Source organism: Ruegeria sp. D3 (assembly GCF_056534465.1).
Genome location: NZ_JBQFPK010000010.1, coordinates 55,617 through 79,349, shown reverse-complemented (window position 1 = coordinate 79,349; position 23,733 = coordinate 55,617). Strand labels below are relative to the sequence as shown.

General features: G+C 59.0%; 31 protein-coding genes. 18 read left to right on the top strand and 13 right to left on the bottom strand.

The features are described from left to right. Positions 1 to 33: 33 nt before the first annotated feature. Both ACR0DX_RS15405 and ACR0DX_RS15400 read right to left on the bottom strand, forming a co-directional pair. Positions 34 to 642, bottom strand: a complete 609-nt coding sequence (locus ACR0DX_RS15405) for an MlaC/ttg2D family ABC transporter substrate-binding protein (protein ID WP_170355932.1) — start codon at positions 640 to 642, stop codon at positions 34 to 36. Continuing rightward, positions 632 to 1,402, bottom strand: a complete 771-nt coding sequence (locus ACR0DX_RS15400; protein WP_480846626.1) for an MlaA family lipoprotein — start codon at positions 1,400 to 1,402, stop codon at positions 632 to 634. Before ACR0DX_RS15400 ends, ACR0DX_RS15405 begins: the two co-directional genes overlap by 11 nt. A gap of 342 nt (positions 1,403 to 1,744) precedes the next feature. Between ACR0DX_RS15400 and ACR0DX_RS15395 the strand changes: the two genes are divergently transcribed. Genes ACR0DX_RS15395 through ACR0DX_RS15380 form a run of 4 tightly spaced genes read left to right on the top strand, consistent with a single transcriptional unit; the run spans position 1,745 to position 4,487 of the window. Further along, positions 1,745 to 2,200 (top strand): RidA family protein, encoded by a 456-nt coding sequence (locus tag ACR0DX_RS15395; protein ID WP_170355934.1) that lies wholly within the window; start codon positions 1,745 to 1,747, stop codon positions 2,198 to 2,200. Next, positions 2,197 to 2,964 (top strand): glycerophosphodiester phosphodiesterase family protein, encoded by a 768-nt coding sequence (locus ACR0DX_RS15390; RefSeq protein WP_170355936.1) that lies wholly within the window; start codon positions 2,197 to 2,199, stop codon positions 2,962 to 2,964. Before ACR0DX_RS15395 ends, ACR0DX_RS15390 begins: the two co-directional genes overlap by 4 nt. Positions 2,965 to 3,009: 45 nt before the next feature. Continuing rightward, on the top strand, positions 3,010 to 4,197 hold the full coding sequence (locus ACR0DX_RS15385) for a GNAT family N-acetyltransferase (RefSeq protein ID WP_170355938.1): 1,188 nt from the start codon (positions 3,010 to 3,012) through the stop codon (positions 4,195 to 4,197). Next, positions 4,194 to 4,487, top strand: coding sequence for a 4a-hydroxytetrahydrobiopterin dehydratase (locus tag ACR0DX_RS15380; RefSeq protein WP_170355939.1), 294 nt, complete (start codon positions 4,194 to 4,196; stop codon positions 4,485 to 4,487). The genes ACR0DX_RS15385 and ACR0DX_RS15380 overlap by 4 nt, the downstream gene beginning before the upstream one ends. On the opposite strand, the gene ACR0DX_RS15375 is transcribed toward ACR0DX_RS15380, so the two are convergent. The 4 genes from ACR0DX_RS15375 to ACR0DX_RS15360 all read right to left on the bottom strand — a co-directional run bounded on the left by ACR0DX_RS15375 (position 4,484) and on the right by ACR0DX_RS15360 (position 6,013). After that, a complete protein-coding gene (locus tag ACR0DX_RS15375) occupies positions 4,484 to 4,795 on the bottom strand; it encodes a hypothetical protein (protein ID WP_170355941.1) in 312 nt (103 codons plus the stop codon). The genes ACR0DX_RS15380 and ACR0DX_RS15375 overlap by 4 nt on opposite strands. Positions 4,796 to 4,823: 28 nt before the next feature. Next, entirely contained in the window at positions 4,824 to 5,171 is a 348-nt protein-coding gene (locus ACR0DX_RS15370; protein ID WP_170355943.1) for an EF-hand domain-containing protein, read from the bottom strand. A gap of 10 nt (positions 5,172 to 5,181) precedes the next feature. Next, positions 5,182 to 5,427: a glycine zipper 2TM domain-containing protein gene (locus ACR0DX_RS15365; protein ID WP_170355945.1), complete on the bottom strand. Its 246-nt coding sequence runs from the start codon at positions 5,425 to 5,427 to the stop codon at positions 5,182 to 5,184. Between the two features lie 100 nt (positions 5,428 to 5,527). Continuing rightward, positions 5,528 to 6,013, bottom strand: coding sequence for a peroxiredoxin family protein (locus tag ACR0DX_RS15360; protein WP_170355947.1), 486 nt, complete (start codon positions 6,011 to 6,013; stop codon positions 5,528 to 5,530). Positions 6,014 to 6,112: 99 nt separating this feature from the next. On the opposite strand from ACR0DX_RS15360, the gene ACR0DX_RS15355 reads away from it, so the two are divergent. Genes ACR0DX_RS15355 through ACR0DX_RS15340 form a run of 4 tightly spaced genes read left to right on the top strand, consistent with a single transcriptional unit; the run spans position 6,113 to position 8,708 of the window. Then, on the top strand, positions 6,113 to 7,324 hold the full coding sequence (locus ACR0DX_RS15355) for an FAD-dependent oxidoreductase (RefSeq protein ID WP_170355949.1): 1,212 nt from the start codon (positions 6,113 to 6,115) through the stop codon (positions 7,322 to 7,324). Further along, positions 7,321 to 7,878 (top strand): 16S rRNA (guanine(966)-N(2))-methyltransferase RsmD, encoded by a 558-nt coding sequence (gene rsmD, locus ACR0DX_RS15350; RefSeq protein WP_170355951.1) that lies wholly within the window; start codon positions 7,321 to 7,323, stop codon positions 7,876 to 7,878. Before ACR0DX_RS15355 ends, rsmD begins: the two co-directional genes overlap by 4 nt. Then, positions 7,871 to 8,506, top strand: coding sequence for an HAD family hydrolase (locus ACR0DX_RS15345; protein WP_170355953.1), 636 nt, complete (start codon positions 7,871 to 7,873; stop codon positions 8,504 to 8,506). Before rsmD ends, ACR0DX_RS15345 begins: the two co-directional genes overlap by 8 nt. Before the next feature lie 22 nt (positions 8,507 to 8,528). Then, the gene (locus ACR0DX_RS15340; RefSeq protein ID WP_170355955.1) at positions 8,529 to 8,708 is read left to right on the top strand and encodes a hypothetical protein; all 180 of its coding nucleotides are present in this window, start codon (positions 8,529 to 8,531) and stop codon (positions 8,706 to 8,708) included. Here the strand turns inward: ACR0DX_RS15340 and map are convergent. Further along, a complete protein-coding gene (gene map, locus ACR0DX_RS15335; RefSeq protein WP_170355957.1) occupies positions 8,696 to 9,508 on the bottom strand; it encodes a type I methionyl aminopeptidase in 813 nt (270 codons plus the stop codon). The genes ACR0DX_RS15340 and map overlap by 13 nt on opposite strands. A gap of 304 nt (positions 9,509 to 9,812) precedes the next feature. Between map and ACR0DX_RS15330 the strand changes: the two genes are divergently transcribed. Continuing rightward, entirely contained in the window at positions 9,813 to 10,115 is a 303-nt protein-coding gene (locus tag ACR0DX_RS15330; RefSeq protein ID WP_170355958.1) for a hypothetical protein, read from the top strand. A 1-nt stretch (position 10,116) separates the two neighbouring features. Here ACR0DX_RS15330 and sfsA read toward each other — a convergent pair whose 3' ends face one another. Next, positions 10,117 to 10,818, bottom strand: a complete 702-nt coding sequence (gene sfsA / locus ACR0DX_RS15325; protein WP_170355959.1) for a DNA/RNA nuclease SfsA — start codon at positions 10,816 to 10,818, stop codon at positions 10,117 to 10,119. A 51-nt stretch (positions 10,819 to 10,869) separates the two neighbouring features. On the opposite strand from sfsA, the gene ACR0DX_RS15320 reads away from it, so the two are divergent. The 4 genes from ACR0DX_RS15320 to ACR0DX_RS15305 are packed head-to-tail and all read left to right on the top strand — an operon-like array spanning position 10,870 to position 13,783. Next, positions 10,870 to 11,592 (top strand): molybdopterin-binding protein, encoded by a 723-nt coding sequence (locus tag ACR0DX_RS15320; RefSeq protein WP_170355961.1) that lies wholly within the window; start codon positions 10,870 to 10,872, stop codon positions 11,590 to 11,592. After that, complete coding sequence (locus tag ACR0DX_RS15315; protein ID WP_170355963.1) at positions 11,589 to 12,296, top strand: GNAT family N-acetyltransferase; 708 nt, start codon at positions 11,589 to 11,591, stop codon at positions 12,294 to 12,296. Before ACR0DX_RS15320 ends, ACR0DX_RS15315 begins: the two co-directional genes overlap by 4 nt. A gap of 15 nt (positions 12,297 to 12,311) precedes the next feature. Beyond that, positions 12,312 to 12,884 carry a peroxidase-related enzyme gene (locus ACR0DX_RS15310; RefSeq protein ID WP_170355965.1) on the top strand — a complete coding sequence of 191 codons (573 nt, stop codon included), beginning with the start codon at positions 12,312 to 12,314 and terminating at the stop codon, positions 12,882 to 12,884. Then, positions 12,881 to 13,783, top strand: coding sequence for an OmpA family protein (locus ACR0DX_RS15305; protein WP_170355967.1), 903 nt, complete (start codon positions 12,881 to 12,883; stop codon positions 13,781 to 13,783). The genes ACR0DX_RS15310 and ACR0DX_RS15305 overlap by 4 nt, the downstream gene beginning before the upstream one ends. Before the next feature lie 51 nt (positions 13,784 to 13,834). Here ACR0DX_RS15305 and ACR0DX_RS15300 read toward each other — a convergent pair whose 3' ends face one another. Then, the gene (locus ACR0DX_RS15300) at positions 13,835 to 14,740 is read right to left on the bottom strand and encodes a LysR family transcriptional regulator (protein WP_170355969.1); all 906 of its coding nucleotides are present in this window, start codon (positions 14,738 to 14,740) and stop codon (positions 13,835 to 13,837) included. Positions 14,741 to 14,967: 227 nt separating this feature from the next. On the opposite strand from ACR0DX_RS15300, the gene ACR0DX_RS15295 reads away from it, so the two are divergent. Beyond that, positions 14,968 to 15,408 (top strand): DUF4399 domain-containing protein, encoded by a 441-nt coding sequence (locus ACR0DX_RS15295; RefSeq protein ID WP_170355970.1) that lies wholly within the window; start codon positions 14,968 to 14,970, stop codon positions 15,406 to 15,408. Between the two features lie 39 nt (positions 15,409 to 15,447). Here the strand turns inward: ACR0DX_RS15295 and ACR0DX_RS15290 are convergent, their stop codons facing one another. Then, positions 15,448 to 17,475, bottom strand: a complete 2,028-nt coding sequence (locus tag ACR0DX_RS15290; protein ID WP_480846617.1) for an FAD-dependent oxidoreductase — start codon at positions 17,473 to 17,475, stop codon at positions 15,448 to 15,450. 139 nt (positions 17,476 to 17,614) lie between these two features. On the opposite strand from ACR0DX_RS15290, the gene ACR0DX_RS15285 reads away from it, so the two are divergent. Continuing rightward, positions 17,615 to 18,100 (top strand): RNA pyrophosphohydrolase, encoded by a 486-nt coding sequence (locus tag ACR0DX_RS15285; protein ID WP_170355973.1) that lies wholly within the window; start codon positions 17,615 to 17,617, stop codon positions 18,098 to 18,100. Here the strand turns inward: ACR0DX_RS15285 and ACR0DX_RS15280 are convergent. Further along, entirely contained in the window at positions 18,088 to 18,765 is a 678-nt protein-coding gene (locus ACR0DX_RS15280) for an NYN domain-containing protein (protein ID WP_170355974.1), read from the bottom strand. The genes ACR0DX_RS15285 and ACR0DX_RS15280 overlap by 13 nt on opposite strands. A gap of 142 nt (positions 18,766 to 18,907) precedes the next feature. Between ACR0DX_RS15280 and ACR0DX_RS15275 the strand changes: the two genes are divergently transcribed. Then, on the top strand, positions 18,908 to 20,281 hold the full coding sequence (locus ACR0DX_RS15275; protein ID WP_170355976.1) for a radical SAM protein: 1,374 nt from the start codon (positions 18,908 to 18,910) through the stop codon (positions 20,279 to 20,281). Then, on the top strand, positions 20,278 to 21,117 hold the full coding sequence (locus tag ACR0DX_RS15270) for a DUF547 domain-containing protein (protein ID WP_170355978.1): 840 nt from the start codon (positions 20,278 to 20,280) through the stop codon (positions 21,115 to 21,117). Before ACR0DX_RS15275 ends, ACR0DX_RS15270 begins: the two co-directional genes overlap by 4 nt. A gap of 4 nt (positions 21,118 to 21,121) precedes the next feature. On the opposite strand, the gene ACR0DX_RS15265 is transcribed toward ACR0DX_RS15270, so the two are convergent. Together ACR0DX_RS15265 and nth are read right to left on the bottom strand one after the other, a co-directional pair. Next, positions 21,122 to 22,111, bottom strand: coding sequence for an adenosine kinase (locus tag ACR0DX_RS15265; RefSeq protein WP_170355980.1), 990 nt, complete (start codon positions 22,109 to 22,111; stop codon positions 21,122 to 21,124). After that, complete coding sequence (nth, locus tag ACR0DX_RS15260) at positions 22,108 to 22,752, bottom strand: endonuclease III (RefSeq protein WP_170355982.1); 645 nt, start codon at positions 22,750 to 22,752, stop codon at positions 22,108 to 22,110. The genes ACR0DX_RS15265 and nth overlap by 4 nt, the downstream gene beginning before the upstream one ends. A gap of 116 nt (positions 22,753 to 22,868) precedes the next feature. Here nth and ACR0DX_RS15255 point away from each other — a divergent pair, with 116 nt between their 5' ends. Then, positions 22,869 to 23,711, top strand: a complete 843-nt coding sequence (locus tag ACR0DX_RS15255) for a bifunctional helix-turn-helix domain-containing protein/methylated-DNA--[protein]-cysteine S-methyltransferase (RefSeq protein WP_170355983.1) — start codon at positions 22,869 to 22,871, stop codon at positions 23,709 to 23,711. The last annotated feature ends 22 nt before the right edge of the window (positions 23,712 to 23,733 follow it).

The window sequence follows — 23,733 nt, the reverse complement described above, 5'->3', positions numbered from 1 at the left end:
GGGTCGCGCGGCGCTTTTGTCATGTGAACCCGATCAGCTCAGCTTGTTCTGCTTCATGTCCTTGATTAGACGGTTCAGATCGCCTCCGCGCGCGTCCAGCAGCGCGCCAACTTCGGTGCGCTCGGTCAGCAGCATGTTCACCCCTTCGATGAACATGTTGAAAAACCGGTCGCGGCCCGATTTGTCCGACACCAGGAACGTCACCTCGAACGGGGACGAGCCTTGAAGTTTAACCGAGGTGCGCACCTCATACCCCGCTTTGATCTTGCGGGCGTTGCGCACGGTGACCTGACCGCCAATGAATTCACGGAAGCGGCGGCCATATTTGTTCGAGATATAGCCCTGAAAAGCGTCTGTGAATTGTCGCAGCTGCGCCGGGCTAGCAGATCGGCCATCGGCCCCCAACACGTAACGTGCCATAATTGGTACGTCGGCATATTGCGCAAAAATCTTCTCGAAATCGCGGATCATCGACTTTTCGGACTTGCCCGAGGCGATCACGCGGTTGATGTCGTCCACCACACTTACCACCAGCGCCTTGGCGCTGGCTTCGGTCTGGGCGTAGGCGGGCAGGGCGGCCATCAAAACACCGGCTAGGCCAGTGGCGACAAATCCGCGTCGATTCAGATGGTTATTCAGCATAGGGGTCCTCGTAGGGGTCTAGGTAGGGGTCCCTGACAGGGTCGGTTCCGATGTCTGCGTAGGGGTCGTCATATAGGCCCAGATAGGCGTTTTCATCGTCTCGCGCCAGTTCAAACCGGCGGTTTTGCAGGTAGATGGTCTGTGACTGCGCATAACTGTCGGCGCTTTCATACAGGATCGAGTCGACCGTATCCGAGAACCGGCCCCGATCCCCGGCGCGCCGCACAACCTCGGCATAGACGCCGATATTGTCGATCGGGCGCACAGGCGAAAAGTTGATCGGGTTCGAGAAAAGATTGACCACAACACCAATTGCGTCTCGCTGGGTCGATGGGCCGTATAGTGGCAGTTCCACATAAGCGCCTTCTCCGACACCCCAGACATGCAGTGTCTCGCCAAAGTCGGTGTCAACCGGCGGCAGGTTCAACTCGTCCGCAGGTTTGGATAAGCCTGCCCCGCCAACGGTAGTATTGATTGCAAAGCGTAGCAGGGCATTGCCCGACTGTTTCAGATTTCCCTGCAACAGATAGTCCAGCGCCTGCCCCGGCATGGTCAGGTTTTCCGCGAAATTGCTGAAACTGGTCACAACCGGATCGGGGAAGATCTTCACATAGCCTTTCGAGGCGGGACGGAACAGAAACCGGTCAACGCCCAGATTGAACTTATGAATACCCCGATTATTTCTTTCGTAAGGGTCAAACACCTCACCCGGAGGGGTGCCTTCCGGCGGGCGTGTAGCGCAGGCGCCGAGAGTAGCCACTAGGGACAGGAGGATAAGGGGCCTCAAGCGGATTTTGCTTAGCACGGTCTTTGCCACTCCAACACGTCAGGAACGAATGCGCCTGAACGTTCAATCAATTCTGCCTTTGGCCGTTTCTAACGGCGCAATTCAATGTCACATAGGTGTTTCACAAATCTATTGAAACAGCCAGCGTGTAACCCGGTTAAGAGGTCAAGGTAAAGTGACACGAGTTCAACACTAAAGAATAAGAGAAGTCATGCTTACAGCACCATTGACGCTTAATTCGGCGGTTTGGTGCTTTTCGAACCGGTCTTTCCCGGTTAGCGTCCGACCGACTCGAATTAAGGTGAGGACCATCACATGAGCATTGCAGCAAAACTGGACAGCATGGGCGTTACACTGCCCGACGCGCCGGCACCGGCGGCCAACTATGTGCCTTTCGTGCGCGTTGGTAACATCGTCTATGTTTCGGGGCAGATTTCGAACGATGGTTCGATGATCATCGGCAAGCTGGGCGATGACATGGAGGTCGAAGCTGGTGCAGCAGCCGCCAAAGTGTGTGCGATCAACCTGCTGGCGCAAGTCAAAGCGGCATGTGGCGGTGATATCGACAAGCTGGTGCGGGTGATCAAACTGACAGGGTTCGTGAACTCGACCCCTGATTTCACAGCACAGCCACAGGTCATCAACGGCGCGTCGGACTTTCTGGTCGAAGCGCTGGGTGAGGCTGGTCGCCATTCGCGCTCGGCTGTCAGTGCTGCGGCGCTGCCTTTGGGCGTGGCTGTTGAGATCGAAGGTATTTTCGAGGTCGCATGACACCCGCCTTGCCTGACGTGTTCCTGCAGTCTCCGATCGCGCATCGGGCATTGCACGACCTCTCGGACAACCGCCCGGAAAACAGCCGGGCGGCCATTCGCGCGGCTGTCGAGGCCGGATATGGTATCGAGATTGATCTGCAACGCACCAGCGACAACCGGGCGATGGTGTTTCACGACTATGACATGACCCGTCTGACGGGCCGTTCTGGCCCGATTCAGCAAATCTCGGCGGCCGAGGCGCAAACGACGCAGCTTTTGCATGCCGCAGACGGTATCCCGACGTTGGACGAGGTGCTTGAGATCGTGGCCGGGCAAGTGCCTCTGCTGATCGAATTGAAAGATCAGGATGGCGCGATGGGCACTGATGTTGGCCCTCTGGAGCAAGACACCGTGCGTGCTTTGCAGGGCTATGACGGGGCTGTGGCGCTGATGTCATTCAATCCAAATTCCGTCGCCGAACTGGCACGAATTGCCCCCCATCTACCGCGTGGCATCACAACCTGTTCGTATCAGCCCAAGGTCGAACATCTGCCACAAGCAGTCTGCGACCATTTGCGTGGCATTCCCGATTTCGAACGGGTCAGCGCCAGTTTTATAAGTCATGAGGCTGCAGACCTGGCGCGTCCCCGTGTGGCCGAGTTGAAGTTGCAGGGTGTGCCGATCCTGTGTTGGACCATCCGCTCGCCCGAACAAGAGGCAGAGGCCCGCAAGGTTGCCGATAATGTGACCTTCGAGGGGTATTTGGCCGCCCACTCGGGTTGAACCCCACCCCATCCGTCACAGATAAAGACAAGACGCGGAGGGCACATGGATCAGGCGCAAATCGAGGTTCGGGTATTGGGGTCGCTGTCGCAAATCCCTGCTGCAGAGTGGGACAGTTGCGCCTGTCCCGAGGCGGCCGATGGCGGTCGCCCACTGGATCCGTTTACCACGCATCGGTTTTTGTTGGCGCTGGAAAACAGCGGCTCGGTCGGGCGCGGCTCAGGCTGGCAACCGCAATATCTGACCGCGTATCTGGACGGAATGCTGATCGGCGCGGCCCCGATGTATGCCAAGTCGCATTCGCAGGGTGAGTACATCTTTGACCACAACTGGGCGCACGCTTATGAGAATGCGGGCGGGCGCTATTACCCCAAGCTTCAAATTGCGGTGCCCTTCACACCCGCCACGGGGCGACGGTTTCTGGTGCGGCCGGGGTATGAGGGCGTCGGCCTGTCGGCCCTCGTACAAGGTGCGGTGCAACTGGCGGCGGATAATCAGGTCTCATCCATCCACGCGACCTTTTGCACCGATGCCGAGGCCGAAGCGGGTGAAGAAATGGGCCTGATGGTGCGTCATTCGCAACAGTTTCACTGGCTCAATCATGACTATGCGGATTTCGACGGGTTTCTGGCGGCGCTCTCGTCGCGCAAACGTAAGAATATCCGTAAGGAACGTGCGCAGGCCTGTGGATTTGGCGGCCAGATTCGCACCTACACGGGCGATGACCTACGGCCAGAGCACTGGGATGCGTTCTGGCGGTTTTATCAGGACACTGGGTCACGTAAGTGGGGGGTCCCCTATCTGACCCGTCAGTTCTTTGACATCGTTCATGAAACCATGGTCGACGACATGGCGTTGGTGCTGGCTGAACGGGATGGATATCCAATTGCGGGTGCGTTGAATTTCATCGGGCGCGAGACGCTTTATGGCCGCTATTGGGGCTGCATCGAACATCACGCCTGCCTGCATTTCGAACTGTGTTACTATCGGGCAATCGATATTGCCATTGCGCAAGGCTTGTCACGGGTCGAGGCGGGCGCGCAGGGGGAACACAAGCTGGCCCGCGGTTATCTGCCAACGCGCACGCACAGTCTTCACTGGGTCAACGACCCTGGCTTTTCCGACGCGATCCGAAAATATCTGGACGCCGAGGCCCGCGCAGTGGGAGAAGAGATCGAGATTCTGACGGATTACGGCCCGTTCAGAAAAGCGAACCCGGAGGAACAGCAATGACCGAACTTTTGTCAACGGAAACGCGCGGCCCCCTTCTGGACCCTCTGTTTCAAAATGGCTGGACCATGGTGGAAGGCCGGGACGCAATCACCAAGACTTTCATCTTCCAGGATTTTGTCCACGCCTTTGGCTGGATGACCCAAGTGGCCATCTTTGCCGAGAAATGGAACCATCACCCCGAATGGTTCAATGTCTACCGTACGGTCGAGGTGACCTTGTCTACCCATGATGTGGGTGGATTGTCGGCGCTGGACGCAAAGCTGGCCCGAAAGATGGACAGTCTGGTTTAACCCCGGTCGCTTGCCGAGCCGACGCCACCCGCCAGCGAGGCAGCCACACCCATTTGCCGGAATTCATCAGGCGTTACAGTGCCACTGCTCACGTCGATATTTTTCGGGATGCGAGTTTCTCGTAGGCCATTCGATCGCACCGACCGCGCCGCCGGGTTAATGTCTAGACACCGCGTGTCATAACAGGTCAGCCCGCTGGTGTTTATTTGTATCCGCTGCTGACCATCCGGTCCGGTTACAATCGGCGCTTGCGGCACGTCACACGCTGCAAGCAAAGCCAGAACACCCAGAGAAATCCATTTGTTCATAGCGCGCTCCTGTCGAGTTGGGGCGGTCCTAGTCCAACTGACCGTTCCTGTTTTTGTCGGCAGATGAGAAATCCTCAGTCATCTGCGCATCATATTCTGATCGAGAGATAACGTTATCACGATTGCGGTCAACGCTTTGGAATTGCTTTATGTCCAGAAAGGGTTTGGCTTCCTGCAGACCCAGCGTGCCACTCTTGTCCTCATCCATCGCCTGAAATGCATAGTCTGAAAAGGCGTTGAACTCGTCTTTGGACAGAAAACCGTCATTGTTGGCGTCGATGGCTTTCAGTTCGTTCTCATGCAGCTCTGCCACGGTTTCGGCCACACTGGTGTTGGCCAATAGGGTCAGGCCAAGTGTCAAAATCCCAAGTCTCATGATGTCCTCCTCAGCACGCGAATTTCTGACCTTCGATCCCGCCGACGGCAGCCCCTGCTGCTGTCAGGATCGTCTTGCCGGACCCGCCGCCAAACTGATTGCCGATGACGCCACCCAATAGCGCGCCGCCGACCGTACCGCTGAGGCAGGCGATCTCATGCTGGCGGGCGGCTTGTTGTTGGGGTGTGGGGGCCGGACCGCACGCGGCGAGTACGCCTGCCGTGCCCAGACATAGGGTAATGGACTTGAGCTTCATTAAAGGACTCCCTGAACAACTAGGCCGAGTATTTGCCGTTCAGAGTTACCTATCAAGTTAAATAGGGCAAAGGCCCCGACAGAACCGGGGCCAAACCGGATCAGATGACGTCCAAAAGGCCCTCACCAGCAGAGATTTCGCACGCGCCGGGGCTTTCTTCCAGGTTCAGCGCGGTGACTTTGCCATCCTCGACCAGCATTGCATAGCGTTTCGACCGCGCGATCAGCCCGGCCGGCGGAGCGTCGAAATCCATACCGATGGCCTTGGTGAACTCGGACGCGGCATCCGCCAGCATGGTCAGGCCCGCATCGGTCGCGCCGGTGGCCTCGCCCCAGGCTTTCATCACGAAGGGGTCGTTGACCGAGACGCAGATGATTTCGTCCACGCCCTTGGCGTCGAACCGGTCTTTTGTACGCATGAAACTGGGTACATGGGCCGAATGGCAGGTGGGCGTGAATGCACCGGGGACTGCAAAGATCACCACTTTGCGCCCGTTTGTCTTGTCGGAAATCCGAACCTCTTCAGGGCCTTCGGCACCCATCTGGGTCAGTGTGGCGTCGGGCAGCGTATCACCTGTTGAAATCATTTTTGTGCTCCTGTCGTTTGGATTTGCAGAGTCGGGCTTAGCCGCAATATAGGTGGTCGCGTGGAGGAGACCACGGGAATTCGACAGGGTGAGGGGAAGATGAGCCATATTGTCGTGATCGGTGCCGGGCAGGCGGGTGCATCGCTGGTGGCGCGGCTGCGCAAAGACGGGTTTGAGGGCGATATCACCCTGATCGGGGCCGAGCCGCATCTGCCTTATCAGCGCCCGCCCTTGTCCAAGGCTTACCTGCTGGGCGAGATGGAGTTGGAGCGCCTGTTCCTGCGCCCCGAGAGCTTTTATGCCGAGAACAACATTACTCTGCGTCTGGGCCAGCGCGTGACTGCGATTGATCCGCAAGCCAAGACCGTGTCGCTGGGCGATGAAGTCATTTCCTATGACGAACTGGCCCTGACCACCGGGTCCGATCCGCGCCGTCTGCCTGCTGCGATTGGTGGCGATCTGCAAGGCGTACATGTGGTGCGCGATCTTGCCCATATCGACGAGATGGAGCCGCGCGTGACCGACGGCGCCCGCGCGCTGATCGTAGGCGGAGGTTATATCGGGCTCGAGGCGGCTGCGGTCTGCGCCAAGCGCGGGGTCAAGGTGACCTTGGTCGAGATGGCAGACCGCATCCTGCAACGGGTCGCCGCACCTGAGACCAGCGATTATTTCCGCGCGCTGCATTCCGGATACGGGGCCAATATCCGTGAAGGCGTTGGGCTGGACCGTCTGCTGGGCGAAGATGGCAAAGTGACAGGCGCAATTTTGACCGATGGCACCGAGATTGCCGTTGATTTCGTCGTAGTCGGCGTGGGCATCGCGCCTGCGACTCAGCTGGCTGAAATGGCGGGGCTGGAGCTGGAGAACGGCATCAAAACCGACGCCCATGGCCGCACCTCGGATCCGTCGATCTGGGCGGCGGGCGATTGCGCGTCTTTCCCACATGGCGAAGGGCGTATCCGTCTGGAGAGCGTACCCAACGCCATTGATCAGGCCGAGATCGTGGCCCAGAACATGCTGGGCGCGGCCAAGGATTACACCGCAACGCCGTGGTTCTGGTCGGACCAATATGACGTCAAGCTACAGATCGCGGGTCTGAACACGGGCTATGATCGTGTGGTGACGCGGCAGGGTGAGGGGCAGACGGTGTCCTTCTGGTATTACAAAGGCGACCAGCTGATCGCGGTTGACGCGATGAACGACCCGCGCGCCTATATGGTCGGCAAACGCCTGATCGACGCGGGCAAAACCGCCGATCCGGCTGTGGTTGCCGACCCGGATGCGGACCTGAAACCGCTGCTCAAAGCGTGAGGATTATCGCTGGCGAATTCCGGGGCCGAGCCTTGGCCTCGGTCGGTAAGGGGGATGCCGGGGCGCATTTGCGACCTACGACGGACCGGGTGCGTGAAAGCCTGTTCAACGTGCTAAGCCATCAGATTGATTTCGACGGTCTGCGTGTGCTGGACCTGTTTGCGGGCACCGGCGCGCTGGGGCTTGAGGCACTGTCGCGCGGTGCGTCCCATGTGACCTTCGTGGATGACGGGCGTGTGGCGCAGGGGCTGATCCGCAAGAATATCGACCTGACTCGCAGTGCTGACCGAACCCAGTTGATCCGCCGCGATGCAACCCGGCTGGGTGACAATCCCGGCACGCTTTATGACCTGATCTTTCTGGACCCGCCTTATGGCAAGTCCATGGGCCAAAAGGCCATCGCCGCGCTGCCCGGCTGGATCGAGGATGACGCCCTGATCGTGTGGGAGGAAAACGCCCCCATGCAGCCGCCTGAAGGGTTCATCCTGCAAGACAGTCGGAAATATGGCGACACGCATATCACGCTGATGTGGAAGGGTGGTACAGATGCATGATCTGGTGATCTTTGACTGCGACGGCGTGCTGGTGGACAGTGAGCCGCTGTCCAATCAGGTGCTGGTCGAAAACCTTTCACGCTATGGGCTGGACCTGACTCTTGAAGACAGTGTGGGGTTCTTTCTTGGCGGCACCATGACCGGGGTGCGTGATAAGGCTCGCGCGCTCGGCGCGGACCTACCCCAGGATTGGGTCGATGAAGTCTATGCAGAGACCTACGCGCGTCTTCGCGGCGGAGTGGACCTGATGCCGGGTGTTGCCGATCTGCTGGTCACGCTGGACGCGCAAGATATCCCGTTTTGCGTCGCCTCAAATGGCAGTCCGGACAAGATGCAGATCACACTGGGCCAAAACGGACTGTGGGACAGGTTTCGGGATGTGGCTTTCTCGGCCCATGTTCTAAAGGTGGCGAAACCCGATCCAACCCTGTTTCTGACGGCGGCTGGACAGTTTGGCGCGAAAGCTCCCGTCGTGATCGAGGACAGCCCTAGCGGCGTCACCGCCGCAATGCGCGCCGATATGCGCTGTCTGGCTTATGCGCCACAGGGCGGAGGGCAAAAACTGGCTGATCTGGGGGCCGAGCTGTTTACGGATATGGCTCAAGTTCCGGTGATTTTGGGACTCTGAACCAGATGTGGTAAGCTACGGTATGGATCGCGCACTCACCCCTCCGTTCTGGGCACCTTCGCAGGATGCCAAAACCTCAACCAACCCCGAGCGCAAGCCCTTGCGCGCGCCGGTGTTTATCCATGACGCCGTCATCCCGTGGCGGGATGAAACTTTGTTGCTGAAACTGCTCCGCGATCAGGCGCTTGATCAGGACGAATAGGTCGGGTGGAACATATCGCCCGGTGACAGGGTGAAAATCTCGACCCCATTGGCCGTCACACCCACCGAGTGTTCAAACTGCGCTGACAACGACTTGTCGCGAGTCACGGCGGTCCAGTCATCGGCCAGCGTCTTGGTCTCGGGTCGGCCCAGATTGACCATCGGTTCTATGGTGAAGAACATGCCCTCTTCCAAGACGGCACCGGTGCCGGGACGGCCGTAATGCAGCACATTGGGCGGCGCGTGGAACACCCGGCCCAGACCGTGACCGCAGAAATCGCGCACGACGCTCATCCGGTGCGCCTCGACATAGGCCTGAATCGCGTGGCCGATATCACCGAAGGTGTTGCCGGGCTTGACCATCTCGATGCCCTTGAACAGGGCGTCATGGGTCACTTGAATCAAACGCTCGGCTTTTCGGGGTAGCTTTCCGGCCACATACATGCGTGAGGTGTCACCAAACCAGCCATCCACAATAACCGTGACGTCGATATTCAGGATATCGCCGTCTTTCAGCCGCTTGTCGCCGGGAATGCCGTGGCAGACAACATGGTTTACGCTGATGCAGCTGGCGTGCTGATAGCCCTTGTATCCAATGGTTGCCGAGGTCGCGCCCGCGTTCTCGACCATCTGGGTGATCAACCCGTCAATCGCGCCGGTGGTCTGGCCCGGGAACACATGCGGGGCGATATCATCCAGAATCCGTGCAGCCAAGGCCCCTGCCGCATGCATGCCGGCAAAGTCACCCTGTTCATAGATGCGGATACCGTCCTTGGTCAGGCGGCCACGATGCTCTTTCATCGACGCTAGGCTCCAAATGTTTCGCGCAGCACTTTGTTTACGCTGCTTGTGCAGAAAGTTCCAGAGGGCGATGGGTCGCGGGTTTGCAGATCAATAAAAATGGTTTGATACTGCAGAAATTCAAGCATGCCTGCAGTTTAGATGCAATTGGGTTGTCAGTTGGCGGGTAATTTCGCGCGATCTTGTGATCTGCGCACCCGCAGAATGACGATAGGGTCACGCTGCGCAACAAAGGACACGACGTTTGAGAAGAAACCTGATCCTTGCCCTTTGCGTCCTTGCCGGGTGCCGAGAGGAGGTGCAGATGCTGTCCGCGGATGACCTGTCTGCTTTGTTGACAACGGACCGCAAAATCGCGTTTCAGCGGTTTCATATCACTGGATCCGCCCGGATACATAGCGACGGCGGATTTCAAATCCGTGTGCCGCAGCTGGGGCAGGACACTGGCGATTGGTGGTTGGAAGGGAGTGAAATTTGCAGCCGTTGGGCCACTTTCCGACAGGGCCGCAAGCTGTGCGCGGTCGTGGGACTGGCAGAAGATGGCAGTTATCGCGGGTTCAATCCGCAAACCGGTGCATATCTGGGCGAATTCCGGTTTTCTGGTTAAGTTATGTGATTTGCCAGTCTTTGCCTGCGTCGACCCAAACACCTTGGGGCGAAATCGTCGTGCCGCAGATCAGCCGCTCCACTCCTCTAGCGGCTTCAAAAGCTGCCACATAGGCGGGATCGATGTCTGCAGCCAGAGCAAACCTGCCGCAATCGGTGCGCTGCACCAGATACAGCATGATTGCCCGATGTCCTTGTGTTGCCATCTCAGCCAACTCGCCCAAGTGTTTGGTGCCACGCGCCGTGACGCTATCGGGAAACTCGGCCAGACCGGGTTGGCGCGACAGGGTAACGCTTTTAACCTCGACATAGGCGTCGGGCAGGCCGGGTTGGGTCAGTAGAAAATCAATGCGGCTGTTTTGTCCATATTTGACCTCGGGCCGGACGGTTTCATAAGCAGCCAAAGCCCGGATGTCACGAGCCTGCAGTGCGGCGCGCAAGGCTTTGTTGGGAACGGATGTATCCACCCCGGTGAAATGCCCGTTTTCATGGTCGACCAGCCGCCAGCCGTATTTCAGCTTTTTCTTCGGGTCGTCATTGGGTTCCAGCCAGATTTTCTGGCCAGGCTCCGCTAGCCCCATCATCGAGCCCGGATTGGCACAATGGGCTGTCACCTCACGCCCGTCCTCCAGCTGGCAATCGGCCAGAAAGCGTTTGTAGCGGCGGATCAGGCGGGCGGGGACAAGAGGGGTTTCAAATCGCATGTCCCACGGCCTATACCTGCCCGTAGGGTCGATCAAGAGAGGGTATGCGCCATGGCCAATCCAACCGCTGCAATGCTGGTGATCGGGGATGAAATCCTGTCGGGCCGCACACGCGATGCCAATATGCACTATCTCGCCGGTGAGCTAACCAAACAAGGCATCGACCTGAAAGAGGTGCGCATTGTCAGCGACGACGCTCCGGCGATTGAGGCGGCCGTTAAGGCGCTGTCCCATGCACATGACCATGTATTTACCAGCGGTGGAATCGGCCCGACACATGACGATATCACTGCCGACTGCATCGCACGGGCCTTTGGTGCGGCCATTGATGTGCGCGCTGACGCCAGGGCTCTGCTTGAAGCACATTATAAAAATTCCGGGTTAGAGCTGAACGCGGCTCGCTTGCGCATGGCACGCATCCCGGATGGCGCGACCTTGATCGACAACCCAGTATCGACAGCACCCGGGTTCACGATCGGGAACGTTCATGTCATGGCCGGGGTGCCTTCGGTGTTTCAGGCCATGGTGGCCAGCGTTTTGCCGGGCCTGACTGGTGGAAGCCCGCTGCTGTCTCAGACGCTGCGCGTCAATCGCGGCGAAGGCGACATCGCGGGGCCTCTGGCCGTCTTGGCTGCTGATTTTCCAGATTTGGCGATTGGCAGCTATCCATTTCAGGTCAACGGTGTCTTCGGTGCCAATATTGTCGTCCGAGGCACCGATGGGCCGCAAGTCGATGCCGCAATCACCCGGCTTGCGAAAGAGCTTCAGCTTTGACGCGCTGGGCCAGTATCGTTGATGGCACATGGCCTGCTGCACGGTACGAACGGCTTGGGCCGTTTCAACTGCGCGAAGGGCAGGGTGCCGGTTCTCGTGTGTCGGCGGCCAGTGCTCTTGGACCGGCGACCGAGGCACAGATCGACTCCGCCGAGACGGCGATGCTGGCGATGGGTCAGAAGTGCATCTTTTGTTTGTGGCCCGGCGATGAGGTGCTTGATCGGCAACTCGAGAACAGAGGCTATGAGGTTCTGGACCCCGTCAATATCTATTCCTGCCCGGTTGGTCACTTGACGGATATCCCGATTCCGCGTGTGACAGCCTTTGCCATCTGGGATCCGCTGGCCATCATGAATGAGATCTGGGCCAAAGGCGGGATCGGACCTGCGCGATTGGCCGTGATGGCTCGTGCCACGGGGCCGAAAACGGGTCTGCTCATGCGGCGTTCGGATCAACCCGCAGGTACGGGTTTTGTCGCCATGCATGACGCTATTGCCATGGTCCATGCGTTGGAAATCCTGCCCGATCATCGTCGCCACGGGCTGGGAAAATGGGCGATGCGTGCAGGAGCGTTCTGGGCGCAGGAACAAGGCGCGCAAACCCTGAGCGTAATCTGCACTAAGGCAAATGCTGGGGCCAATGGTCTCTATCAGGCACTTGGAATGGAGATCGTCGGAGAATACCATTACCGTCAGTGTATCTAAGGAGAAAAGCCTGACGTGACCGACCATCCTCTACCGACTGCGCTGAATTTACCGATGGCTGATCCTCTGCCACCCGAAACGCAGAGGTATTTCGATATCTGCGTCGAAAAGCTGGGATTTGTGCCTAACGTGTTGCGGGCCTATGCCTTTGATGTCGACAAGCTGAACGCCTTTACCGCCATGTATAACGATCTGATGTTGGCCGATAGCGGGTTGTCCAAGCTTGAACGTGAGATGATTGCAGTGGTCGTATCGGCCATCAACAAGTGCTTTTACTGCCTTGTGGCGCATGGGGCTGCGGTGCGGCAGATGTCGGGCAACCCCCAACTGGGTGAGATGCTGGTGATGAACTACCGGGTCGCGCCTCTGGACGCGCGGCAACGGGCGATGCTGGACTTTGTGGTCAAAATGACAACCGCCAGCGCCGAGATCGAGGAGCCCGACCGCCAGCTTTTGCGCGACGTGGGGTTCAGCGATCGCGATATCTGGGATATCGCCAACGTCGCAGGCTTTTTCAACATGTCAAACCGGGTCGCCAGCGCAACAGCGATGGCTCCGAATGACGCGTATCACGCGCAGGCCCGATGATCCGCCGCGCGGTCCTGATATCCATGTTGCTGGAGGGGTCGGCTGCGGCGCAGGAAGTTGCTTTGCCGTCGGGGTCGCGTCTGGTGAGCGATCGCACCAGTGCACTAGACAGTTATGACATGCCCATCGGTCGCTTTGAATCGGGCAAAGTCCCAGATCGCGTGATTGAAGGCCGGGTTGAGCGGTTGACGTGGCGATTGCAGTCCGGGTCCAGTACGACGCTGCAGATACTGGCGCCACTGCGTCAGCAAGTCGTGGATCAGGGTTTTGATATAGCATTTGAATGCGAGGCGATTACCTGCGGTGGCTTCGATTTCCGTTTTGGCACCGAGGTCGTACCCACGCCCGACATGTATGTGGCCATTCAGGACTATCGCTTTCTGTCCGCCACACGCGGCGAAGAGGCCCTGAGTCTGCTGGTCAGCCGTACCCCCCCCGATGGCTACGTGCAGATGATCCGCGTGACGCCTGTGGATGCACCCGAACCGCCTGCGCTGGTTGTCGAAGAAACGGTAAATCAGGCCGGTGGTCTGCTGTCCGAGCTGGAGCAGAACGGTCATGTCATTTTGGACGACCTGCATTTCAGAACCGGAGAGATTACGCTGGGCGAAGGTCCCTTTCCGTCGCTGGCGTTGATTGCGGCCTATATGTCCGAAAATCCTGATGTTCGGCTGGCGCTTGTCGGGAACACCGACGATACAGGCACGCTCGAGGCGAATATCTCGGTCAGCACGGGGCGCGCGCAGGCTGTCCGGGTTCGATTGATTGAGGGTCATGGCGTTGCGGGAAATCGTCTTGAGGCCCGCGGGATTGGGTATCTGGCACCGATGACAACGAACGCGACGCCAGAAGGCCGTGATCAGAATCGAAGGGTCGAGGCAGTCCTGCTGGTGAACTGAAAAAAAGGCCCGTACTTTCGTACGGGCCGTTCAGTCTTCACCGGGGAGAAATTACCAATCCATTGGTCCTCTGTCCTTGAAGGACTCGACCAGGAAATCAATGAATGCACGTACTTTGGGTTGCGTAAAGCGACCAGGCGGATAGACCGCAAAGACACCCTGAACCTCGTCTGGCAAAGATGGCATCGCGTCCAGAACTTTGCCGGATTTCAACGCACTTGCATAAAGGTAGCTGGGCAAATGCGCGATCCCAAGGCCCGAGATCGCCGCGTTCAGCAGGGACTGCCCATCATTCACGCTCAACCAGCCGGCGGTCCGAACCTGACGCTTTTCGCCAGACGGGGCGGTCAGCTTCCAGACATTGCCCGAAGACTGGCTGGAATAGTGCAGCAGCTTATGTTCGTTCAGGTCATCAATCTTCTGCGGTAAGCCGTATTTTTCCATATAGCTTGGCGCAGCAACCATTCGTTTCACGGTTTCTGTTAGTTTGCGTGCGCGCAAGGTGCTGTCTTCCAGCTCTCCGATACGCACCGCTACGTCGAAACCTTCCGAGATCAGTTCAACGTAGCGGTTGTTGAGGACCATGTTGACGGTGATATCGGGATAAGCTGACAAAAACTCGGACAGAACCGGTGACAGGTGATTGACGCCGAAATCGGTCGCCACACTGATCCTGAGCAGGCCGGACGGAGCGGACTGCATTGACGTAACCAACGCATCGGCTTCGCCTGCGTCATTGAGCACCCGACGGGCACGGTCGTAATACGCAAGGCCAATCTCGGTCGGTGAAACACGGCGCGTTGTGCGGTTTAAAAGGCGTGCGCCCAAGCGCGCCTCCAAGCTCGAGACGTGCTTTGACACGGCCGATTTGGAGATGCCCATTTTTTTCGCCGCATCAGTGAAGCCACCCTGGTCCACCACGTTGGCAAAGGCTTCCATTTCGGTCAGTCTGTCCATTCTCGTTCCCCAGGTCTTTTCGTTTCAACCAGTTTGGCCAGCAATCTGGGCGGAAACAGGGCATATTCGGGATAATAAAAGGGATTTAAAACGGATCGTTCGAATATAGGAAACGTGGAAACGGTGGTTTCTTAATTCGCCACAAACCCAATAAACGCTGGGTTTTATGGGGATCAAGGCAAATATGCTAAGATGAGAATGGCAAATTTGTGACCAAGGAGGAGATTATGAAAGCCTTTTTTTCCATCGCTGCTCTGATGTTTTCTGCCAGCATCGTTCTGGCCGCAGGAGAGACCCCATCGAACCCAGATGCCGAGGTTTATTTCGTTAATCTGTCCGACGGTGATTCCGTGCAGTCCCCAGTAACAATCGTCTTTGGCCTGAACGGCATGGGTGTGGCGCCTGCCGGGACAGAGGCCGAAAATACCGGCCATCATCACCTTCTGATTGACCGTCCGCCTCTGGGGCAGGGCGAGGATGGCGCGGATGAGCTGGCCTACGGTCTGCCCGCAGATGACAACCACATCCATTTTGGCGGCGGCCAAACCGAGGTGACGCTTGAGATGGCCCCTGGTGAACACACGCTGCAGCTGGTGTTGGGTGATGCGGGACATGTGCCCCATAATCCGCCCATCGTCTCCGAGGTGATCACAATCACCGTCGAATAAAAGCAAGTCGGGCCCCGCAACGAGGCCCGGCTTGCCGCTTTAGAAACCAGCCGCCAGTCGTGTACCCTGATTGATTGCGCGTTTGGCGTCCAGCTCCGCCGCAACATCCGCGCCGCCGATCACATGCGGGGTGATGCCGCGTTCGATCAGCGCATCCGCGAGGCTGCGGTCCGAAACCTGACCGGAACACAAAACAATCGTATCCGCCGCGATCACGGTCGGGTCGGCACGCTCTTCGCCAAAGCTGACATGCAGGCCGTCATCGTCGATGCGTTCATAATTCACGCCGCCGACAAAATTGACGTCCTTCATCTTCAGCGTGGCGCGGTGGATCCAGCCGGTTGTTTTACCCAGACCCTTGCCATGCGCTTGCTTCTTGCGCTGCAGCAGAGTCACCTGGCGCGCAGGCGCGGCGGGTTGCGGGCCTTCGGGGGCCAGACCGGCGCGATGCTCGGCGGGGTCGGTGACGCCCCATTCCTTCATCCAGGCAGGCAGGTCAGTAGTAATGCTGTGGCCGTCCTCCAGCAGGAATTCGGACACATCGAACCCGATACCACCCGCGCCGATCACGGCGACGGATTTGCCGACCTCGGCCTTGTGGCGCAGCACGTCAATATAGTCGATCACGTTGTCCCGATCCTGTCCCGGAATCTGCGGGTCGCGCGGGGTGACGCCGGTGGCAATGACCACCTCGTCAAAGCCGGTCAGGTCGTCAGCCGTGACTTCGCGGTTCAGTTCGACCTTTACTCCAAGATCAGCGATCATGGTGCGGAACCAATCGACCAAACCCCAGAACTCTTCCTTGCCGGGCACCTGTTTGGCCATGTTCAGCTGGCCGCCAATTTCGCTGGCGCGGTCGAACAGGGTAACGTCATGGCCGCGCTGGGCGGCGGTCATTGCGGTGGACAGACCTGCGGGGCCTGCACCGACGATGGCCACGGTTTTGCGGGTCTCGGCGGGTTCGATCACCAGCTCGGTCTCGTGACAGGCGCGCGGGTTGACCAGACAGGATGTCAGCTTGCCGCTGAAGGTGTGGTCCAGACAGGCTTGGTTACAGGCAATGCAGGGCGCGATCTGTGCCGACTTGCCTTCCATCGCCTTGGCGACGAAATCCGCATCCGCCAGCATCGGGCGCGCCAAAGACACCATGTCGGCGCAGCCGGTGGACAGGACCTCTTCGGCCACTTCGGGCGTGTTGATCCGGTTCGAGGTAATGACCGGAATGCCGACCTTGCCCATCAGCTTTTTCGTCACCCACGCAAAGGCCGCGCGTGGAACGGATGTGGCGATGGTCGGAATCCGTGCCTCATGCCAGCCGATGCCGGTGTTGATGATCGTGGCACCAGCGTCTTCAACCCGTTTCGCCAGTTCGACAACCTCATCATGGGTCGAGCCGTTGGGGACCAGATCAATCATCGACAGGCGGTAGATGATGATGAAATCGCTGCCCACCGCCTCACGCGTGCGGCGCACGATCTCGATGGGCAGGCGCATCCGGTTCTCATATGATCCGCCCCAGCGATCTTCGCGCTTGTTGGTGTGGGTCACGAGGAACTGGTTGATGAAATACCCTTCCGATCCCATGATCTCGACCCCGTCATAGCCCGCTTTCTGGGCCAGCGCGGCGGCGTTGACGATATCGCTGATCTGTTTTTCGATCCCCTCTTCGTCCAGCTCATTGGGCGGGAAGGGAGAGATGGGCGATTTCACCGGGCTGGGGGCCACGCATTTGGGGCCGTAAGCATAGCGGCCCGCGTGCAGGATCTGCATGGCGATCTTGCCGCCCGCCTCATGCACGCGCTGGGTCACGATGGAATGCTTGGCGACCTCATCGTCATTGGTCATCATCGACGCACCCGGCAGAACCGAGCCTTCGAGGTTCGGGCCAATCCCGCCCGTCACCATCAGCCCAACTTCGCCGCGGGCGCGGTCGGCATAGAATTCCGCCACGCGATTCCAATCGCCCGTTTCCTCGAGCCCCGTATGCATCGAACCCATCAGGACCCGGTTTTTCAGAGTGGTGAAGCCCAGATCCAGCGGGGCCAGCATGTTTGGGTACGCAGTCACGGCGAACTCTCCCTCTCGGTTGTTTGAGCGTTAGATTGACGTTCACGTCAACGTTGTCACGTGAAACCTAACGTCAAAGTCTTTGCTGTTAGTCTGGCAGTTGATACAGAACCTGCATAGGAAAATTACGAGGCCCAGCATGACCCCCGACCAGATCGCTAAACTGCCCTATCGTCCCTGTGTCGGGTTGATGCTCATGAATGCAGAGGGCAAGATTTTCGTCGGGCAACGTAATGACCGCCACAAGGACGCATGGCAGATGCCGCAGGGTGGTGTGGACAAAGGTGAAGACCCGCGCGATGCCGCCCTGCGCGAGTTGTGGGAAGAAACCGGCGTGACCGCAGATCTGGTCAAGGTGGTGGCCGAAACCCCCGGCTGGCTGCCATATGATCTGCCTCATGACATCGTGCCGAAGATCTGGAAGGGGCGCTATCGCGGGCAGGAACAGAAATGGTTCCTGCTGCGTTTCACGGGGCGCGATGATCAGATCAATATCGAAACTGAACACCCGGAATTCACCCAATGGAAATGGCAGGAGCCCGCCCATCTGGTGGACGAGATCGTGCCTTTCAAGCGGGGCGTTTACGAACAAGTGATCGCCGCTTTTGCGGATCACCTGGACTGAGCGATTTGTTCAAACCCGTCCGGTTTGAGCCGCACATGTGCATTCTGACCAGCCGGGTCCAACTCATATAATTCAGGCTTGGATTTCAGGTATTGCCGCCAGGTTTTCTCGGGGCGGTCGCTAATTCTGATGCCGTGCTGCCGGTGCATTTTGGCCCCAAGGATGGTCAGTTGCATCCCTGTCCCGGTTTTGCTGTTGCTCGCAATAATATTGCGGATTTGGCAATCCAAATCAGAGACCGATTTGGGTCGCAGCGCCTTAGGTTCCGAAAGTATTAACTCGACGAAACGAACACAGGACGCGCGTATGCTTTCAGGAGTTTTGCCCTCACCTGCACCGATTGTGGTCACGCCACGCTCGCGCAATCTCCGGTGCAGGTGAACGAAGTCCCCGTCCGAGCTTGCGATCACGACAACGTCGATACCTTGTTGCAGAGCCACGTCCATCGCGTCGATGGCAAGCAAAAGATCGGTCGCGTTCTTTCCGCTTCCGCTGTGGATCAGTTGAAAAGCGCCGACCTCATGCCAGGAGGAATTGCGCCTTGCATTCATGTATACCCGCGCGACGTCCACCCGACCCGCCTGATGACCGGCCTGTAGGATCATATCGCTGTGATGGGCACTCAAATTGTCGCCATCGACCAATACGGCAACGCGCTGTGTCATGCGTATTAAATATCCTTTGTTCAATTCTCGGTTTGATAGTTTCGGTTTAAGGCGAAACTTGGGCCCCCCCTTCACTCACCCTGCGACAACTTGCCGTGAGGGGGCGTAGTTCGCACGTCGGCCCGTCTCTAGCTTGGTGCGCATGAGAGACACCGTTCACAGCCCCCCCGCCATCGTCCCCGCCGGGCGCAAATTCACCGGTTACGACCGCCGCGCGCCTCTGCGCGAGGGATTGCAAAGCTGTGGGGAATATCACGCCGGGCAGACGGCGGGGCGGTTCTATCCTATCGCCTGCGTCGCGCTTGAGGTCACGCAGCGATGTAATCTGGATTGCACGCTGTGCTATCTCTCGGACCGGGCCGAGATGACCTATGACCCGCCTCTTTCGGTTCTGTTCGCGCGGTTGAAGACGATCTACAGCCACTATGGTACCGGAGTGTCGGTTCAGCTGACTGGGGGCGACCCGACCCTGCGCAAGGTCGAAGACCTTGAGGCGCTATGCCGCGAAATCAAGCGTTTGGGGATGCGGTCCTGCCTGATGACCAATGGTATCCGCGCCAGCCGCGCTTTCCTGACGCGGTTGGCGGCGGCGGGGCTGGATGATGTGGCCTTTCACGTGGATATGACGCAAGAGCGCAAGGGGTTCACCTCCGAGGTCGAGCTGAACACCGTCCGCCGTGCTTATATCCGACGCGCGCGCGGGTTGGGCCTGCGCATCCTGTTCAACACCACCGTGTTCGAGGGGAATTTTGATGACCTTCCCGCATTGGCGCGGTTTCTGCGTGACCGACCCGAGGTCGCCTTTGTCTCGTTCCAGATGCAGGCCGATACCGGGCGCGGTGTTCTGCGCGAACGCCCCGAGATGATCACTCAGGACAGCGTCGCGCGTTCGATTGAAGCGGGATACGAGGCCCCGCTGCATTTCGGCACGGCAGCTGTAGGGCATTCCAAGTGCAACAGTTATGCCAGTGTTGTCACAGCAGGGGGGCGGGCTGTTTCGTTGTTGTCAAACCAACCGCTGGTGCATCGGGTGATGGCGGCTCTGGAAGGGGTGGACGACAATCAGGATGCCCATATCCGCATTCGTCCCAAGGTCATGCGGATGATCCGGCGGCATCCTTTGCTGGCCTTGCGCGCATTGGGTCAACTTGGGCTGAGCGTCGCTCGTCTGGGCACTGGTCTGTTGCGTGGCCCGGTGAGGCGGCAAGCCGTGTTCATTCACAATTTCATGGCGGCGGATCAGCTGGAGGAGGATCGCTGCGCCTCGTGCGTGTTCATGGTGGCCACGGCGAATGGGCCGCTGTCGATGTGCGTCCACAACGCTCAACGCGATATGCACTTGGCCAGTCCTGATCGTCTTGACGGGCCCACCGGCCCAAGCTGGTGGAACGCCGCTGTTCCGCGCTTGTCGAATGGGCCGGACCTGCCCGAGCTTAGCGACCCAGCTCTTGCCCCGATGAAACGGCTGAAAGGGCAGATGCGCGCCCTGCGCCAAGCTCGAAAGGATGCCTCATGAGACGTTTGCTGATCCTTCTGTTGCTGCCCTTGCTGGCGGCTTGTGCCAGTGTCGAACGTTTGGCCCTTCCTGCGCCCGAACCTTTGACAAACAGTGCCCTGACCCGCGCTGCCCAACCACCCGGAGAGCGTGTGGATCACCGCGACTGGACCGCCTTTCTGAACCGATATGTCGCGCCTGATGCGCAGGGGGTAAATCGCGTGGCTTACGGGCAGGTCTCGGCCGACGACAGGTTGCGTCTGGACGGGTATATCGAAGATTTGCAAGCAGTGGACCCTGCGGCGCTGACCCGTGATCAACAGTTGGCCTATTGGATCAACATGTACAACGCGGTGACGGTGGATGTGATTCTTGAAAACCACCCCGTCGCCTCAATCCGCGACATCAAGGACGGGCCGCTGTCGATCGGGCCATGGAACCGGCCTCTGGTCACGGTCGCTGGGCAGAGCTTGACTCTGAACGAGATCGAGCACCGCATCATCCGGCCCGAATTCAACGAGCCGCGCATTCACTATGCCCTGAACTGCGCCGCCGTGGGCTGCCCCAACCTGATGGACCGTGCTTGGCAGGCCGAGACGTTAGAGCGTGACTTTGCTGCCGCCGAGCGCGCCTATATCAACGACCCGCGCGGGATCCGATTCACTGACAATGGCGGACTGATCCTGTCCAAGATTTTCATCTGGTTCCGCGAGGATTTCGGACCGAACGAGCAGGCGATTCTGGCGTATATCCAGACTGCCGCCGATCCGGATCTGAAGGCACGATTGCAGGACGTGCCGCGTGTTCGGGCCTATCAATATGATTGGGCCCTGAACGACGCGGCAGCGGGGTCTTAGGCGCTTACAGCAAGCCTTCTGCCCGCAGCAGCTCCTGCATGTTTGCCTCGGGGCGGGGGCCGATATGGCTGATCACTTCGCGGGCGCAGACATTGCCGATCTTGGCGCAGGTCTCGTAATCGCGCCCTGTGGCCATGCCAAACAGGAACCCTGCCGCGAACTGATCGCCCGCACCGGTGGCGTCCACGGGCACAACCTTTTCCACCGGTACATCCACGCGCTGACCGCCGAACAAAACCGTCACGCCATCACCCGACCGGGTACATACGACCAGAGGGCAAATCGCGGCAGTTTTGGCCAGAGCGTCCTCAAGATCATCGGTTTCGAACAGCGACTTGATCTCGGCCTCGTTGCCGATCACGAAATCCAGCTCGTTCTCGATCAGCAGCAGGAAATCGACCCGGTGACGTTCCACGCAGAACGGATCGGAAATCGCGATCCCCGCCTTGCCGCCACCCTTGTGACAGGTGCGCGCAGCCTCAAGAAACGCGGCTTTGCCCTTTTCCTTGTCGAACAGATACCCCTCAAGGAACATGATCTGGCTGTTGCCTGACACGTCCTCGGATACGTCCTGAGACGACAGTTCCGAGGAAATGCCCAGATAGGTGTTCATTGACCGTTCGCCATCGGGCGAGACAAAGATCATCGAGCGTGAGGTCGGCAGCTCGCCACCCGGCACCGGCGGGTTGACGAAATCGACGCCGTCCTCATTCATCGCATCGGCATAGAACCGCCCCAGCGCGTCGTCATGCACCCGGCCAATGAATGCCGCATCCAGACCCAGCGCGCCCGCACCCGCGATGGTGTTGGCAACCGAGCCACCCGGCGTCTGCACGCGACCCTCCATCGATGCATAGAGCACCTCGCCGCGTTCCTGCTCGATCAGCTGCATGATGCCTTTTTCGATGCCCATCAGCTCCAGAAAGCTGTCATCGGCCTGTGAGATCACGTCCACAACGGCATTTCCGATACCGGTGAGCTGGTAGGTTTTCATAGGGTTTTGTCCTCGAATTGACAGAGATCGCGGATGATACAGGTTCCGCAGAGGGGTTTGCGCGCCTTGCAGTGATAGCGTCCATGAAGGATCAGCCAGTGATGCGCGTGCAGTTGAAAATCGGCGGGAATATTATCTTCGACGGCGCGCTCGACCGCGTCCACGTCTTTGCCGGGGCAGATACCGGTACGGTTCCCGACGCGAAAGATATGCGTGTCCACCGCCTGCGCCGGTTGCCGCCACCACATGTTCAGCACCACATTGGCCGTCTTGCGCCCGACGCCGGGCAGCGATTGCAGCGCGGCGCGGGAATTGGGCACTTCGCCACCATACTCATCGACCAGAATACGACTGAGTTTGATGACGTTCTTGGCCTTCTGGCGGAACAGGCCGATGGTCTTGATATGCTCGGTCAGGCCTTCTTCGCCCAGATCCAGCATCTTTTGCGGCGTGTCGGCGATTTTGAACAGCTCTTTGGTGGCTTTGTTGACGCCCGCATCGGTGGCCTGCGCCGACAGCGCGACGGCGACGACCAGAGTGTAGACGTTCACATGATCCAGCTCGCCCTTGGGTTCGGGGTCGGCGTCCTGAAAACGCGTAAAGATCTCGCGGATCGTGTGGTAGTCGAGTTGCTTTGCCATCCGGGCCTTAATGCCGCCCAAGGGCCTGTGACACAAGCCCAAAGCCAATGCGCAGGTTTCGGGTCGCGGTGGCCGGGCGCGCGGGCTATGGTCCGGGGCAGCAGATGAGGTGAGTTATGAACGTCCAGACCCCCGAAAGCGGATACCACTACAACGTCATGCGCCGCGCGATCGAGCTGATCGATCAGGGCGGCGAATCCCTGTCGCTGGACGAGCTGGCCCGCCAGATGGACATGAGCCCGGCGCATTTTCAGCGTCTGTTCTCGCGCTGGACCGGGGTGTCGCCGAAACGCTATCAGCAATATCTAACGCTGGGCCACGCCAAGGCGCTGCTGCGCGAGCGTTTCACCACGCTGGAGACGGCGCATAATGTGGGGCTATCTGGGTCAGGTCGCCTGCACGATCTATTCTTGAAATGGGAATCCATGAGCCCCGGCGAATACGCCCGCAAAGGCGCTGGCCTGACCGTCTACTGGGGTTGGTTCGACTGCCCCTTTGGTCCGACGCTGGTGATGGGCACCGACAAGGGTATCTGCGGCATGGCCTTTGGCGCGGAAACCGGCGAAGCGGCGGCGATGGAGGATATGACCTCGCGCTGGCCCAAAGCCTGCTATGTCGAGAATACCGAAAAACTGCGCCCCTGGGTCGAGGCGTCGTTTGGTGCCGATCGGTCTGAGACCCCGCTGCACCTGATCGGTTCGCCCCTGCAGATCAAAGTGTGGGAGGCGCTGATGCACATCCCGTCTGGGCAGGTCACGACCTATTCCGAAATCGCGCAGCGGGTGGGGTCCCCGCAAGCGGTGCGGGCCGTGGGCACGGCGGTTGGGCGCAACCCGGTCAGCTGGCTGATCCCGTGTCACCGGGCGTTGCGGAAATCGGGTGGTCTGGGCGGTTATCACTGGGGCCTGCCCGTCAAACGCGCCATGCTGGCCTATGAAGCCGCTAAGGCGGATGCCTGAAACACAGAGCGAGGCACCGTTA

What these genes read in the sequence shown, in the direction of transcription:
- ACR0DX_RS15405 (WP_170355932.1), bottom strand. Translation starts at nt 642, where the DNA reads ATGCTGAATAACCATCTGAATCGACGCGGATTTGTCGCCACTGGCCTA.
- ACR0DX_RS15395 (WP_170355934.1), top strand. Translation starts at nt 1,745, where the DNA reads ATGAGCATTGCAGCAAAACTGGACAGCATGGGCGTTACACTGCCCGAC.
- ACR0DX_RS15390 (WP_170355936.1), top strand. Translation starts at nt 2,197, where the DNA reads ATGACACCCGCCTTGCCTGACGTGTTCCTGCAGTCTCCGATCGCGCAT.
- ACR0DX_RS15385 (WP_170355938.1), top strand. Translation starts at nt 3,010, where the DNA reads ATGGATCAGGCGCAAATCGAGGTTCGGGTATTGGGGTCGCTGTCGCAA.
- ACR0DX_RS15380 (WP_170355939.1), top strand. Translation starts at nt 4,194, where the DNA reads ATGACCGAACTTTTGTCAACGGAAACGCGCGGCCCCCTTCTGGACCCT.
- ACR0DX_RS15375 (WP_170355941.1), bottom strand. Translation starts at nt 4,795, where the DNA reads ATGAACAAATGGATTTCTCTGGGTGTTCTGGCTTTGCTTGCAGCGTGT.
- ACR0DX_RS15370 (WP_170355943.1), bottom strand. Translation starts at nt 5,171, where the DNA reads ATGAGACTTGGGATTTTGACACTTGGCCTGACCCTATTGGCCAACACC.
- ACR0DX_RS15365 (WP_170355945.1), bottom strand. Translation starts at nt 5,427, where the DNA reads ATGAAGCTCAAGTCCATTACCCTATGTCTGGGCACGGCAGGCGTACTC.
- ACR0DX_RS15360 (WP_170355947.1), bottom strand. Translation starts at nt 6,013, where the DNA reads ATGATTTCAACAGGTGATACGCTGCCCGACGCCACACTGACCCAGATG.
- ACR0DX_RS15355 (WP_170355949.1), top strand. Translation starts at nt 6,113, where the DNA reads ATGAGCCATATTGTCGTGATCGGTGCCGGGCAGGCGGGTGCATCGCTG.
- ACR0DX_RS15345 (WP_170355953.1), top strand. Translation starts at nt 7,871, where the DNA reads ATGCATGATCTGGTGATCTTTGACTGCGACGGCGTGCTGGTGGACAGT.
- ACR0DX_RS15340 (WP_170355955.1), top strand. Translation starts at nt 8,529, where the DNA reads ATGGATCGCGCACTCACCCCTCCGTTCTGGGCACCTTCGCAGGATGCC.
- map (WP_170355957.1), bottom strand. Translation starts at nt 9,508, where the DNA reads ATGAAAGAGCATCGTGGCCGCCTGACCAAGGACGGTATCCGCATCTAT.
- ACR0DX_RS15330 (WP_170355958.1), top strand. Translation starts at nt 9,813, where the DNA reads ATGCTGTCCGCGGATGACCTGTCTGCTTTGTTGACAACGGACCGCAAA.
- sfsA (WP_170355959.1), bottom strand. Translation starts at nt 10,818, where the DNA reads ATGCGATTTGAAACCCCTCTTGTCCCCGCCCGCCTGATCCGCCGCTAC.
- ACR0DX_RS15320 (WP_170355961.1), top strand. Translation starts at nt 10,870, where the DNA reads ATGGCCAATCCAACCGCTGCAATGCTGGTGATCGGGGATGAAATCCTG.
- ACR0DX_RS15305 (WP_170355967.1), top strand. Translation starts at nt 12,881, where the DNA reads ATGATCCGCCGCGCGGTCCTGATATCCATGTTGCTGGAGGGGTCGGCT.
- ACR0DX_RS15300 (WP_170355969.1), bottom strand. Translation starts at nt 14,740, where the DNA reads ATGGACAGACTGACCGAAATGGAAGCCTTTGCCAACGTGGTGGACCAG.
- ACR0DX_RS15295 (WP_170355970.1), top strand. Translation starts at nt 14,968, where the DNA reads ATGAAAGCCTTTTTTTCCATCGCTGCTCTGATGTTTTCTGCCAGCATC.
- ACR0DX_RS15285 (WP_170355973.1), top strand. Translation starts at nt 17,615, where the DNA reads ATGACCCCCGACCAGATCGCTAAACTGCCCTATCGTCCCTGTGTCGGG.
- ACR0DX_RS15280 (WP_170355974.1), bottom strand. Translation starts at nt 18,765, where the DNA reads ATGACACAGCGCGTTGCCGTATTGGTCGATGGCGACAATTTGAGTGCC.
- ACR0DX_RS15275 (WP_170355976.1), top strand. Translation starts at nt 18,908, where the DNA reads ATGAGAGACACCGTTCACAGCCCCCCCGCCATCGTCCCCGCCGGGCGC.
- ACR0DX_RS15270 (WP_170355978.1), top strand. Translation starts at nt 20,278, where the DNA reads ATGAGACGTTTGCTGATCCTTCTGTTGCTGCCCTTGCTGGCGGCTTGT.
- ACR0DX_RS15265 (WP_170355980.1), bottom strand. Translation starts at nt 22,111, where the DNA reads ATGAAAACCTACCAGCTCACCGGTATCGGAAATGCCGTTGTGGACGTG.
- nth (WP_170355982.1), bottom strand. Translation starts at nt 22,752, where the DNA reads ATGGCAAAGCAACTCGACTACCACACGATCCGCGAGATCTTTACGCGT.
- ACR0DX_RS15255 (WP_170355983.1), top strand. Translation starts at nt 22,869, where the DNA reads ATGAACGTCCAGACCCCCGAAAGCGGATACCACTACAACGTCATGCGC.